Annotated in this window: 7 protein-coding genes; 3 read left to right on the top strand and 4 right to left on the bottom strand. The window is 40.5% G+C overall.

Annotation, left to right across the window (positions count from 1 at the left end; all coding sequences use genetic code 11):
- Positions 1-6: 6 nt before the first annotated feature.
- Both CRT24_RS06925 and polA read right to left on the bottom strand, forming a co-directional pair.
- Positions 7-1,104 carry a toxin-antitoxin system YwqK family antitoxin gene (locus tag CRT24_RS06925; protein WP_099370510.1) on the bottom strand — a complete coding sequence of 366 codons (1,098 nt, stop codon included), beginning with the start codon at positions 1,102-1,104 and terminating at the stop codon, positions 7-9.
- The gene (gene polA, locus CRT24_RS06920; protein ID WP_099370509.1) at positions 1,104-3,911 is read right to left on the bottom strand and encodes a DNA polymerase I; all 2,808 of its coding nucleotides are present in this window, start codon (positions 3,909-3,911) and stop codon (positions 1,104-1,106) included. Before polA ends, CRT24_RS06925 begins: the two co-directional genes overlap by 1 nt.
- Before the next feature lie 118 nt (positions 3,912-4,029).
- Between polA and rsgA the strand changes: the two genes are divergently transcribed.
- On the top strand, positions 4,030-4,950 hold the full coding sequence (gene rsgA, locus CRT24_RS06915; RefSeq protein WP_099370508.1) for a ribosome small subunit-dependent GTPase A: 921 nt from the start codon (positions 4,030-4,032) through the stop codon (positions 4,948-4,950).
- 78 nt (positions 4,951-5,028) lie between these two features.
- Here rsgA and CRT24_RS06910 read toward each other — a convergent pair whose 3' ends face one another.
- Entirely contained in the window at positions 5,029-6,525 is a 1,497-nt protein-coding gene (locus tag CRT24_RS06910) for a RagB/SusD family nutrient uptake outer membrane protein (protein WP_099370507.1), read from the bottom strand.
- Positions 6,526-6,540: 15 nt separating this feature from the next.
- Complete coding sequence (locus CRT24_RS06905; protein WP_099370506.1) at positions 6,541-9,744, bottom strand: TonB-dependent receptor; 3,204 nt, start codon at positions 9,742-9,744, stop codon at positions 6,541-6,543.
- 417 nt (positions 9,745-10,161) lie between these two features.
- On the opposite strand from CRT24_RS06905, the gene CRT24_RS06900 reads away from it, so the two are divergent.
- Together CRT24_RS06900 and CRT24_RS06895 are read left to right on the top strand one after the other, a co-directional pair.
- Positions 10,162-11,973, top strand: a complete 1,812-nt coding sequence (locus tag CRT24_RS06900; protein ID WP_099370505.1) for a hypothetical protein — start codon at positions 10,162-10,164, stop codon at positions 11,971-11,973.
- Positions 11,974-12,277: 304 nt separating this feature from the next.
- Positions 12,278-14,062 carry a TrkH family potassium uptake protein gene (locus tag CRT24_RS06895; RefSeq protein WP_232047073.1) on the top strand — a complete coding sequence of 595 codons (1,785 nt, stop codon included), beginning with the start codon at positions 12,278-12,280 and terminating at the stop codon, positions 14,060-14,062.
- Positions 14,063-14,067 lie beyond the last annotated feature (5 nt).

Genomic DNA, 14,067 nt, shown 5'->3' with positions numbered 1-14,067 from the left:
AATGTCCTATTGTTCATTCTTCCTTTGGATAGAAATGCTGTGAAAATAAATCTTCCCCGCAGCATTAATAGCCACCTTACCCTTGATATGGAGTTCATCTTCAATATATTCACCATTTACAAACGAAGGAATGTAACGTTCAATAGTTGTCAATATATATTTAAATGGCCTACTTATTTCTTTAGGGACGTCATCAATCACCTCTAGTTTTGATGGAGAACCCTCTTTGCTTACCTGAACTTTATATTCAAATTCATCATCGATTGTCCCCTTCGGTTCATACGTTATGAATGGCTCGGAAAGCTGATCCATCAAATAATCTATATACCCCGCAATCTCATCATAATTGCAGCTCTTGGAGATTAAGCGCTCCGCCCTGAAGAATTTCTCCACCGGCAACAGACTGAAAGTCGGAGACTCATACTCCCTTTCGTTGATCAGGTCAACCCCAGATTTAAAAACTCCTTTAGAATACATTTCTTCAGCGATCAAATCCGAAATCTTATCTGCCTCGTAATAAATCTGCCAATAACCTTCAGGAACACCATCCTTGAGCTTGCCTTTCTGCTTGACAAATGGATAACCATAAGGATTATATCCCTGCACAGGAACCCTGAACTCAAATCGACCGTTCCCCTGATGCACAACCGCTCTACCTCGAGTATCGTAAAACTCCATGATCCTAGCCGTTTCGGGAGAAAACAATACGACCATCATCAACTTGCTGTCCGGATAATAATATCGCCATTCGCCAGAAGGCAAGTTGTTCGAAAAATTACACTCCCATTTTATGGAGCCATTCGGATGATAAGCCTTGAATAAACCCGACCGTTCACCATTTACATAGTTTCCCTCAAGAATGGGCCGGCCATTAAGGTCAAAATCCGTAAACGAACCTATGTATTTATTAGTTGAACCATCAAAGGCAGCTAATCGTTCTATACTTTTGAATTCACAGTTCTTGTCAACTAAGTAATAATTTTCATCAAAATAAAACCTTACCAATTTATCGCCTGCGGATTCAAAAAAAACCTGCTTTTGCTCCTGAGAATAAACACACAGGAACATAATGATAAATCCAATAAGTCCAATTGCCTTTTTCATTAATGTGCTTCCAGCCAATTTTTGCCCTCACCAATCTCTACTTCTATCGGAACCTGAAGTTCAATCGCATTTTTCATCCGATCTTCAATGATCTCCTTGAAAACGGAAATCTCATGGTTCGGAACATCAAACACAAGCTCATCATGAACCTGCATAATCATTTTACCTTCAAGGCCTCTATCCTCAATATCTTTCTGAATATTGATCATCGCGATTTTTATTAAATCTGCTGCAGAACCTTGAATAGGGGCATTGATCGCATTGCGCTCCGCAAATCCCCGTACCGTCATGTTCGCAGAGTTGATATCCCTTAAATAACGTCTGCGCTTCAAGATAGTTTCAACATAGCCGTTCTCCTTCGCAAATTCAATTACCTCACCCATGTATTTCCGAATTCCAGTATATTGACTGAAGTATTGATCTATGATCTCTGCAGCTTCCTTACGGCTGATGCCCAAGTTCTGGGATAAACCAAATGCCGACTGACCGTAAATAATCCCGAAGTTTACGGCCTTGGCATTTCTACGCATATCCGAACTGACATCCTCCAGCTCTACGCCATAAACCCTGGCCGCAGTGGCTTTGTGAATATCTAAACCTTGCTTAAAGGCTTCCAACATATTCACATCCTGGCTTAGTTCTGCCATCAACCTCAACTCGATCTGAGAATAATCCGCAGATAACAAAGTCCAGTTTTCATCCCTACTGATAAATGCCTTCCTGACTTCCCGACCCCGAGCAGTACGGATAGGGATATTCTGTAGATTTGGATTGGTAGAACTTAATCTCCCTGTGGCAGCAACAGCTTGGTTATAAGAAGTGTGGATCAACCCCGTACGTGGGTTGATCAAATTTGGCAAAGAGTCGACATATGTCGATTTCAACTTCTGCAATTGCCTGAAATCCAAGATGTCCTGTACAATATCAGATTTGTTGGCCAAAGCCAACAATACATCCTCACCAGTTTTGTATTGGCCTGTTTTAGTTTTCTTCGCTTTCGGGTCCAATTGCAATTTGTCAAACAAAACTTCACCCAACTGCTTGGGTGATGCAATGTTAAAGGAAACACCAGCCTTCTCGTAAATCTGCTGCTCCAACTGCTTTACCTCTTTTTCAATCTCCTTCGAAAACAATTGCAAGGTGTCAACATCGATCTTAACACCATTCCGCTCAATCGTAGACAAAACCTTCAATAATGGAAACTCTACCTTTTTCGCCAAATCATGGGTAAAACTGTCCTCTAAAAGAGGAGCAAACTTGTTGCGAAGCTGTAACGTGATGTCAGCATCCTCAGATGCATACTCCTTCACCAATTCAATCTCCACATCCCGCATATTGCCTTGATTCTTGCCCTTTCCGCCGATTAATTCTGTAATAGAAACCGGTGTATAGTTCAAATAGGTCTCCGAAAGAAAATCCATATTATGCCTAGTGTCGGGATCAATCAGGTAATGGGCAAGCATCGTGTCAAAAAAGTCGCCTCGAACATCGATGCCATACCTTGACAGCAACAGTATATCGTATTTTAAATTCTGACCTACCTTTTCAATCTCCTCATTTTCCAAAACCCCCTTGAAAATATCGGCAGTCCTCTGAGCCTCTGCCGGATCTGCAGAAACCGGGACATAATATGCTTCCTGTGGCTTGATACTAAAAGAAAAACCAACCAATTCTGCCTGTAAAGCGTCTAAACCCGTGGTTTCCGTATCAAAGCAGAATGATTTTTCTTTACTCAACCGTTCTGCAAATTCCCTTTGTTTCTCCTCGGTATCCAACAGAATATATTCATGGTTGGTATTGTGGATGTTTGTAAATACTACCGGTTCTGTGCTTGCAGTAGTCTGGGAAGAAGTTGCACCAGCAAGGTTGCCATCCTCATGGACGGCAAATAGATCCATCTGTCCTGCTTTTGGATTGGCATTGTCCACCATGCTGAAGTCATCTCCAAAAACGCGCTTCCCTAAGGTCCGAAACTCCAGTTCGACAAAAAGAGGCTCCAAAACATCTTTGTTAGGCTTCTCTAACTCCAAGGATTGCTCATCGAAATCCACCGGAACATCCAATAAGATCGTCGCCAGCTTCTTTGAAATCAATCCTTGTTCTGCATGGTTCTCCACGTTTTCCTTCAACTTGCCCTTGAGCTTGTCGGTGTTCTGGATCAGGTTTTCTATCGACCCAAATTCCTGAATCAACTTTTTGGCGGTTTTTTCACCAATGCCCGGTATCCCCGGGATATTGTCGACCGCATCACCCCATAAACCCAATATGTCAATCACCTCATGGACATGGTTGATTTCCCATTTCTCCAATATCTCGGGAACACCCAATGTTTCCGCACCGTTACCCATACGGGCAGGTTTATATATAAAGATATTCTCCGAAACCAATTGCCCAAAATCCTTGTCTGGTGTCATACAATAAACTGTATAATCCAGTTTCTCGCCTTTTTTTGCCAAAGTCCCTATAATATCATCAGCTTCGTAACCATCCATGGTGATAATGGGGATATTAAACCCTTCGATAAGCCTGAATATATAAGGAATAGAAGCTGCAAGGTCCTCCGGCATCTGCTGACGCTGGGCTTTATAGGCCTCAAATTCTAAATGTCGATTGGTAGGTGCTGCCGTATCAAATACAACAGCTATATGCGTAGGCTTTTGATTGTTCAAAACTTCAAGTAGCGTATTGGTAAAACCCATAATAGCACCTGTGTTCAGTCCGTATGAAGTAATACGTGGAGTCTTGCTCAATGCAAAATAGGCACGATAAATCAGTGCCATCCCGTCTAAAAGAAATAACTTTTTCAAATTCTCAGTTTTTTAGCTGTATAACAAAGTTAACAAAATCAAATAGACCTAAAGATTAATTATTTTTTTCCATTTTTGCGTCAGGAGCTTGTATTTTTAAAATATATGGAAAACAGATATGCGCGGAATAGTAACTAAATCAACAGGTAGCTGGTACCAGGTTTTGGATGAAAAGGGGATTAGGTATGAATGTAGGATCAAAGGTAAGTTCAGAACCCACGGTATCAAGACTACAAATCCAATCGCTGTGGGCGACTGGGTCGAGTTTGAAGTGGAACTAGGACAGCAGAGTGCTGTAATCACCAAGCTGGAGCCCCGCAAAAACTATATTATACGCCGCTCTGTAAATCTTTCCAAACAAACTCAAATCATCGGTGCTAATCTAGATCTTGCGTTATTGGTCGTTACATTGGCATCCCCACCAACGTCAACAGGCTTTATCGACCGATTCCTCGTAACTGCGGAAGCATACTCCATCCCCGCCGGAATCGTATTCAATAAATTAGACCTCTTCTCTGATGAAGGACTGGAAATATTGGCCGAATATGTCGATATATATGAGACCCTAGGCTACCCATGCTATACCGTGTCCGCCCTAGAAAAACAAAATATCGAAGACCTCAAACAGGTCTTAAAAGATAAAATCACCTTGGTGTCAGGCCACTCCGGAGTTGGAAAATCAACATTGATCAATGCCTTGATCCCCGGGTTGGAGCTCAAAACCGGCAATATATCCGATTGGTCGGATAAAGGAAAGCATACGACCACTTTCGCCGAAATGATAGACCTTCCATTTGGAGGGAAGCTCATCGATACGCCCGGAATCAGAGAACTCGGAATCGTAGATATAGAACCCCAAGAGCTCTCACACTTCTTCCCCGAAATGAGAATGCTCCTCAACCAATGCAAATTCCATAATTGCAGGCATATCAACGAACCGGGCTGCGCAGTCCTTGAAGCACTCGAAAAAGGTGAAATAGAATCGTCAAGATATGATAGCTACCTCAGTATCTACAATAATGAGAATAATAGGAATTAAATAATTCAAAAAAAAATCCCCAACAAACATGCTGGGGAATCTAAGGGTTATGAAATATTCTTAATGGAAGGCTAGATATTAATACCCATCATTCTGTTTAAGATTTGGATTTTTAATAATCTCGTCTTGAGAAATAGGATAATATTGATGATATGGTCTGACCTTTGCAGCTCCAATTGGATTGTCTACAGCCACTGATTTTACCGCTTCTACCAACTTGCCCCAGCGGTTGAGGTCAAACCTCCGTTGAAATTCGCCAACAAACTCAATGGCTCTTTCGCTGAATATCTTTTCGCTGATTTCCGCTTTTGTTGTACTAGTTGCCAAAGCTGGAAGTCCTGCTCTTTCCCTAATCATGTTCATCCATTGAACACTTCCACTGATATTTCCCAATTCATTTTCTGCTTCTGAAAGCATAAGTAATACATCTGCATAACGAAGGACATATAGGTCCTTGCCCGAAGCTTGCCCTTTTGCGTTCAAATCCCAGAATTTACTGCCAAACCATGGATAACCCGGTTTAGGGAAAGCCGTGAATTTTTGATCTTTAAACCCATAGCCCAAAACAATGTCTTTACGCTTATCACCTGCCTCAAACATAGTTACCAGTTTGGCTGTTGGCAAAAATACACTCCAACCATCAACCACCAATTTCCCGAAATCGACCCCGGCATAGGTGCTTTTGCCAGCATCCCTCTGTGGAATATAATAGGAAATCATAGAATGGGTGCGGGTATTCTTGTTTGAAGTGGGCTCACGCAGATACTGAACCTCAAAAATAGACTCTTGATTGTTCTTAAAGCCAGTGTTAACATCAAATAGTTGTGAATAATCCGGCATAAGTGAATAAGTGCCCGAATTCACTACTTTCTCGGCTGTTGCCTTGGCATTTTTCCAATCCTTAGCGTAAAGATAAACTTTGGCCAATAAGGTTTGGGCCGCTCCTTTAGTTACTCGCCCTACATCGCTGCCCGGATAAGACAGGGGCAACACTCCTTCTGCTTCACTCAAATCTTTGACGATCTGTTTTCTAACATCTTCTAAGCTGCTTCGCTCTAAGGATGAGATTGATTCTATAACGATTTCATCTGTCCATAGTGGGACTGCACCGAAAGTATTCGATAAATTGAAATAATACAAAGCTCTTAAAAACTTGGCCTCCCCGATAACTCGGTCTTTTATCGCACCATCAATAGGGGCTTTCGAAACTCTGCTAATGACCAAATTGGAATTCTTGATGCCCGCAAAGGCATTCAACCATAAATTGCCCGTGCCTGTATTGCCTGATCCGTATTCGTAATTCTGAACCGACGAATTGACATCCTTCGAGTACGCAACATCAGTGCCTAAATCTACCATCCGCCAATAATCCGGTGAACTGTAGATGTCATATAATGTTTCGTAAACTCCATTGACTGCTTGGATACATTGCGTTTCATTGCTGAAGAAATCGTCAGGATTGATAAAGGTCTTAGCCTCCTCATCCAATGATTTTTCACAGCTCGTTAAATAGGCACTCCCTAATAGAAGAGCTAAAAATGCTCCGATTTTATATAGTTTAGATGTTGTTTTCATAGTTAGTTGATTTCATTAAAGTGTTAAGTTGACTCCAAATGTGATTATTCGGCCATTGGGATAATTTCCATTGTCATTTGCAATAATGGTGGAACTGCCACCACTGCTGTTTACCTCCGGGTCAAAACCACGGTATTTTGTCCATAGAAATAAATTTGTGCCGCTTGCAAATACATCCATATCCTTGATAATATGAGGGAGGATCAATCCGCCAAGGGAATATCGGATCTGAGCAGATTTAAACCTGATAAAGGATGCGTCCTGCAATAATCTCGTGCTTGCTATATTGTCCCTTGATTCAACCTTTGGAATTTCTGATGTTGGATTCTCAGGAGACCAACGGTCCACAAAATAGTGAAACTGATTGGTCAGGGAGGACCCACTACCGTTGAAGAATTCCATAGCGTTGTACATTTTGGCACCTTGGCTAAATTGAAAAAAGACATCCATGCTCAACCTTTTATAATTAAAGGAACTTCCAATTCCGCCAAAAACCTTGGGATTGGCCTGCCCCAAATAATGATAATCATTGATGTTGATCTGACCATCCGGACTATAGTCCCGATACTTCTGCCCGCCAGGAAGGTAATGGCTATTATGTGAAACAAACTCCCTTTCCTCAATAGGTTTTGCAAGTTCCGCATCGATCTCCTTTTGGTTCTTCCAAGTCCCAACATACTCCAACCCGAAATTTCCCCCGATAGGATATCCCTTCTGAAGATAACTTGTCGTCACTCCATAACCTATTCCTGCATCCAGAAAAACCTTGCTCAACGGACCAATATCGGTTACTTGTTGACTATTGGTCGATACATTCAGGTTTGCCTGCCAGCTGAAATCTCCCTGATGCAATACCTCGCCTGATAATGAAAAATCAAACCCCTTGGTTTGAGACCGCCCAAGATTGATCAACCTACTCGTATATCCAGTCTGTGAGGGTAATTGAACAGTCAACAATAAATCACGGCTTTTCATGTCATAATAATCCGCAGTCAAGTTAATCCGGCCATTGAAAAAATGCATGTCTAAGCCAGCATCAAATTGTGCCGTAGTCTCCCAGCTTAAATCTTTGTTTGCTAAGTTTCCCTGAGTATATCCAAGGGTCTGTTGACCTCCAAATATATAGGAATTTGGATTGGAAGGCAGGGAAGCTAGAGATTGGTAGTTGGCTATTCCCTGATTCCCGGAAATACCATAACTTGCCCTTACTGCAAGCTCTGAAATAATTTCCTTTATTTCTGATTCCTTAAAGAAAGATTCTTCCGAAATCCGCCACTTTGCCGCACCTGACGGAAAAATGCCCCACTTTTTGCCCATAGCAAAATTAGACGCACCGTCGGCACGGCCCGTCAATGTAAGATAATAGCGGCCGCCATAATTGTAATTCGCCCTGCCCAAAAATGAAATGATCGTATTCTCATCCAGACCTGAGGCAAGACCACGGAATTGTAGCTCCGTCAACCCTAAGTTATTATATTGCGTAATATCATTTGTCAAATTACTGCCGGCTCCATATAAACGATCCACACGCTTAGTCTGATAACTGGTACCCGCCAATAAATCCAGAGTATGCTCTCCAAAGCTGCGCTTGAAATTTAGAGTGTTCTCGTTGATTAAACCAAGGGTGTTATAGATATCCGAATTGGCAGAACCAAACAAAGTGTTATTGAAAACATTCTGAGGCATGTCGGTCGGACTATAATAATTTCCGCGCTGATTGATGAAATTAATACCTAAGGTGGATTTTAATTTCAGATCCTTCAACAATTCAAACTCTAAATAAGCATTGGTCAAGATATTATTTATTGCCCTTTCATTTTTCACCTTGTCCAATACTGCAACCGGATTGTTGATGTGGCCACCTGTATACCAGATCGGATTATACGTTTCATAGGAGCCATCTTCTTTGTAAATAGGCATGGTCGGAGGTAAGAAAATGAAGGAAGATGACCAACCGGTGTTAGTTCCAAAATTTAAACTACTTATCTTATGCTGTTCTCTGCTGATATTTGTGCTTACACCCATATTTATACGGGAACCGAATTTCTTCTTTAAATTGATCCTCCCTTGATATCTTTTGAATCCAGTGTTTTTGATGATCCCATTTTGGTCCAATAGATTTGCAGATATAAAGTAGGTATAGCCTCGGTCTCCTCCTGCACCACCAGATGCGGAAGCATCATAACTGGAAAATGGAGCTGTTTCCGTAACAGCATCAATCCAGTCCGTTCCATCGCCTATCTTATTAATCAATGAATCTATGTTGGAATATAAAGGTGGTTTATTCCCAAAAACTAAAGCCTCATTGATAAACTCAGCAAATTCACGAGCATTCATTAAATCCAATTTCCGAGGTAACTGGGAAAACCCCTGGTTTGTCGAAAATCTAACGATATCCCTGCCGGCTACACCTTTTTTGGTCGTGACCAAAATTACTCCATTGGAAGCCCTTGAACCATAAATAGCTGTAGTCGAAGCATCCTTTAGAATATTGATGCTCTCGATATCACTTGGGTTGATGGAGTTTAAACTAGTGCCGCTTGGATCCACGATTCCGTCAATGACGTATATGGGTTCATTCGTTGCGGTAATAGATCGGGAACCCCTGATCCTAATGGTTGTAGGAGCACCGGGAGCGCCATTAGTCGATTTTACATCTACTCCAGAGGCCTGACCTTGTAGTAATTGATCGATTCTTGTAGCTGGAGCATTTTCAAACTGCTTGGTAGAAATTGTACTCGTCGATCCTGTAACGTCAGTTTTTTTTGACGTACCGTAACCCACAACCACAACTTCATCGATGTCGTCACTATTCTCCAATAACGAAATATTCACTTCTTGAGTTGAACCGGGCGAAACCGTAACTTTCCTTTCTTGGCTTGCAAAGGATATAAAACTTACTTTCAAGGTATGTTCCCCTGAAGGTAATTCTAGGCTGTATCTTCCAGCACTATTTGAGGAAGTGGATATTCCCAATGCGGGTACACTTATCGTGGCTCCGGAAATCGGATTGCCATTACTATTGGTAACATTACCAGAGACGCGACCAGTCTGCTGTAAGCCAATATTGTAAACAAATAATTCGCCCGAGGGGTATACTGAACCGCTATTAGCGTGAGAGGAACCCATGGAATTCTTGATGCAGAATAACTGCAATATAAAACAGAGACTTAAAACGAAGTTAAAACTTGAGTAGCCTTTTTTTAGGATAGTAGACATGTAAAAAAAATTATCAATCCTGAAATTTAAATGCTAAGGATTGAATTATGATGGTTGATTATTTCTTTGATTAATTCCTGCTTAGAGAAATCTGTGCGCTAGTTAATGTTTATTAATGTTAGTTTTGATTTAGTGGCTAGATTGATTTTCTTTGCCCTCCTTTCTTTTTTGTTTTTCAGAGGCTAAAATTAAATAAGCTTTGTTAACAGAAGATTAAGTAAATATTTTATATTAATTAATCATTCGAAAGAATATTAAATGTTTTTAAACAAATCTAAAGCTGGTACTCAAGCAGATTTCGCTTGTTAAAATTTGTAATTCTGATTACAAATGTTTTAATTCATCAGGAGTAAACATTCTTGGCTAAATTATTGTTAATCCTAAAATATAGTGGGGTAAATCGTTGTCTATAAACTTATGAAACCTATTTGGAAATGGATTATTGGAATTGTTGTCGTACTGATTGCGGCTGTATTTGTTGTCGGCTGGTACTATAGCCGGAATTGGAAGCCTATTGTAGAAACTAAACTGAAAGAAACCGTCAGTAAATCAACAAATGGGCTGTATACATTGAAATATGATGACCTAGACTTGAATATCACGTTGGGGAATGCTACGCTGAAAAATGCGGAATTGACTCCCGATTCTGCAGTCTACAATAGAATGGTGTTGGCAAAAGAAGCACCAAACAGCAGGTATCATATCAAGTTGGCTGCATTGAAAATCCGCCGATTTAATATATGGGATGTTATAAAAAACAGAAAGCTCTATATCAAAGACATCATATTTGAATCACCGGACATCCATATGATGTCTGAGCGTCATGCCTATAATGATACCATCCAGCCAAAACAGACAAAAACATTATACGACAATATCAAGGATGTATTCAGCTCCATCAATGTAAGAGACATCAATATCGATAATGTCAAATTCAAGTTCTCCAAGATTGAGGAAGGAAAAACCAGTGATATTGTTCTCGATAGCATTGGAATTAAGGTTCATGATGTTTTGGTTGACCAAGCATCCATTCATGATACAACCCGACTTTTCTATACCAAGATGGTGGAGGTGGAAGTGCCAAAGTTTGAGTACGACCTCTCAAATGGGATCTATAAAGCAAAATTTGACCGACTGTTGTTGAACACGCAAGATCAGAATGTGCTGTTGACAAAAGTTGAATATGCTCCTAAAATAAGCAAAGCTGCTTATTTTAAGGCTAAAAATCAAAATGTAACCATGGCGGTCATGAAGTTTGACACCCTACGGTTTGAAAAACTCAATTTTAAAGAGCTTATCGACAACCAACAAACCTTGGCGGAACAGGTTCAGATCAAGAATGGTTCGGTTTCATTATATAATGACAAGAGATACCCTAAAAAATCAAGCTCTAAAATTGGAAAAGGTCCACAACAGCAATTGATGAAAGTAAACCAACTCATTCGAATTGATACTGTCTTTGTGGAAAATGTAGATGTGCTCTATGGTGAATATTCTGCCAAGTTCAATAAAGAGGGAGTCATAACTTTCGATAATGCACGTGGTACCTTAACAAATGTTACCAATGACAGCACTGTCCTGGCAAAGGACAAATTTATGCGTGCAGATCTGCAGGCAAAAATCATGAATGCAGGACTGTTAAAAATACAGTTTGGGTTTGATATGCTCAGCAAGGATGGATATCATACCTACAAGGGTTCGCTGGGCAGAATGCAAGCACCGGCATTCAATAAAATATTGACACCACTGTTGAATGCACAGATTGAATCCGGCAATATCAGAGGGATATCCTTTAATTACCAAGCCAATGATTATAGGAATTGGGGTGATTTCAGGTTTGATTATGACCATTTGAAGCTCAACTTGATGAACGCAGTGGATCCTGGGATGAGCAAAACAAAAAAAGGAGTCTTGTCTTTTGTGGTAAACAATATCCTGATCAATGACAGTAATCCGGATGCAAATGAGAAATACCATATCGGGAAGGTGAATTATAAGCGTGTGCCAGAACATACATTCTTTAAGACTTTATGGCAAAGTATGCTTGAGGGTATTAAGCAATGTGCAGGTATCAGCAAAGAGAGAGAAGCAAAATTGATGGGCGCGGCAGAGACCGGTAAAGAAGTTGTGGAAGAAACAAAAGAAGTGATCAAAAAAACCGGGAATTTCATCAAAGGACTGTTCAAAAAGAAAGATAAAGGAGAAAAAGAAGAAGAAAAAAAGAATTAGTTTCACGTGAAAGCTTTGCCGTGGTCGGTGTATCCACCATATACTGAGCCTCGCTGTGCAATGTCATTAAGTTAGGAAAAAAATAAGGCCATACACGCCCAAAAGCCCCATCGGGGTAAAATGCCGTAGGCATGTAATATCATCTATAGAAATGAAAATCGCGTCAAACACCAACGTCGTAGGTGTGGCATGTTTGCTAAATTCTCTTAACTTAATGAGATTGCTCGCCGTGGTCGGTGTTTCCACCGACCACTGAACTTTTGATTATAATCTTTTATTTAGATATTCCTATGTTTGTAAATAGATGGATTCAATATATAGCTTTCTAAAGTATATTTTCCGATATAAGAAGAAGGTCGTTGATCAAGTTGTGTTCTACATCAGCTTGATCAGCGCCGTTACCATGGTCATCCACGTCGGCTACATTACGGATCCAGAATTGGCAGTAATCAGTGATAAGATCGTAGTAGCACTGTATTATGGGCTCTTTATCTTTGAGCTGTTCAGGACCATCTCCTCCATCCTCGTCGCCCGTAGGATAAATATGTCCCATTATACCGGCGTGATGGTCAGTGCCTATTTCCTCTTTATTACCATCGCACGACTCAGCGGCGGATTCCTCGAAACATTCGCAAAAGATGAATGGCTATATCTCGGAATAGCAATCATATTCCTTACTGAACTGTCAAAAAACAGCCTCTTCTTCGATAATTTCTATTTTAACCCGACCATCCTGTTCGTAGTGAGTTTCCTCGGACTTATCGTGTTGGGCGCCTTTCTATTGATGCTGCCCCGAACGACTACAGAAGCGCCTCTCAGCTTCGTCGACGCTTTTTTTATGGCAACAAGCGCCGTGTGCATTACAGGACTCTCAACAACAGATATATCTACCAATTTTTCCCTCTTCGGACAGTCCGTTATCATGGCACTCATACAAATCGGAGGACTCGGAATCATGACCTTTACCGGGTTTTTTGGATATTTCTTCTCAGGAGGATTCTCCTTCAAAAACCAACTCATGTTCGGAGAAATATTAGGGGAAAATAAACTCAACTCCGTCATATCAACATTGCTGACCATCATCTTCATAACGCTACTGTTTGAACTTATTGGTGCAATACTTATATTCAGTTCCCTCAATCCTAAAAACTTCGAATCCATGGGAGAAATGATATTCTTCTCCTGTTTCCACGCTATTTCAGGATTCTGTAACGCCGGATTTACCATCATCAAAGATGGAGTCATGAACGATAATTATAGATTTAACTATAACTTCCAACTCGCAGTATCTTCCATGTTCATTCTGGGAGGATTCGGTTTCGGAACTATTTTTAACTTCTATACCTGGGTAAAAGAAAAGATTAATTCAGTAATCTGCCAACTCATTAGAAAACAAACCTACAGACATAAACCACAGGTATTCTCATTCAATTCTAGATTTATTGTTGTCTGCAATACCTTGTTTATTGTATTGGCCACCGTTTCATTCTTTTTATTGGAACAGAACCATAGCTTGATGGCTGATAAATCAACTATTGGTGAATGGATTACCTCGATTTTTATGGCTAACTCGGCCCGTTCTGCAGGTTTCAACAGTGTAGATCTCAATTTTATCAATGTGCCAACCTTGATCATGTTTGTGACATTGATGTGGGTAGGCGTGTCACCAGGTTCAACGGGTGGTGGCGTCAAAGTAACTACTATAGCAATCGCACTGATGAATATTGTAGCATTGGCTAAAGGAAAGGAATCTATAGAAATATATAAACGCAAAATAGCATCAGAATCTATCAATAAAGCATTCGCCATCATCTTGCTTTCAGTGCTTACAGTTGCCCTGAGCTTTATTCTGCTGAATTTCTCAGACCCTAACCAAGAAATGATGTCCCTGCTTTTTGAAGCTGTTTCAGCATATACAACCTGTGGGCTTTCATTGGGAATAACTCCATCACTGTCCGCTACCAGCAAGATTATTCTGATGTTCACCATGTTTGTCGGTAGGGTAGGGATGTTGACATTATTGGTGGCATTTATTAAAAACACAAAGAACAAAAGTTATATTTATCCAACTGAAAAGATATTGTTTTAGAGCTT

It is taken from the genome of Sphingobacterium sp. 1.A.5, assembly GCF_002734235.1.
GTDB classification, from domain to species: Bacteria; Bacteroidota; Bacteroidia; order Sphingobacteriales; family Sphingobacteriaceae; genus Sphingobacterium; species Sphingobacterium daejeonense.
Note: the sequence above shows the minus strand (reverse complement) of the source record. Positions and strands in the feature narration are given on the sequence as shown.

Coding starts and splice junctions, on each gene's coding strand:
- CRT24_RS06925 (WP_099370510.1), bottom strand. CDS start 1,104: ATGAAAAAGGCAATTGGACTTATTGGATTTATCATTATGTTCCTGTGT.
- rsgA (WP_099370508.1), top strand. CDS start 4,030: ATGCGCGGAATAGTAACTAAATCAACAGGTAGCTGGTACCAGGTTTTG.
- CRT24_RS06910 (WP_099370507.1), bottom strand. CDS start 6,525: ATGAAAACAACATCTAAACTATATAAAATCGGAGCATTTTTAGCTCTT.
- CRT24_RS06905 (WP_099370506.1), bottom strand. CDS start 9,744: ATGTCTACTATCCTAAAAAAAGGCTACTCAAGTTTTAACTTCGTTTTA.
- CRT24_RS06900 (WP_099370505.1), top strand. CDS start 10,162: ATGAAACCTATTTGGAAATGGATTATTGGAATTGTTGTCGTACTGATT.
- CRT24_RS06895 (WP_232047073.1), top strand. CDS start 12,278: ATGGATTCAATATATAGCTTTCTAAAGTATATTTTCCGATATAAGAAG.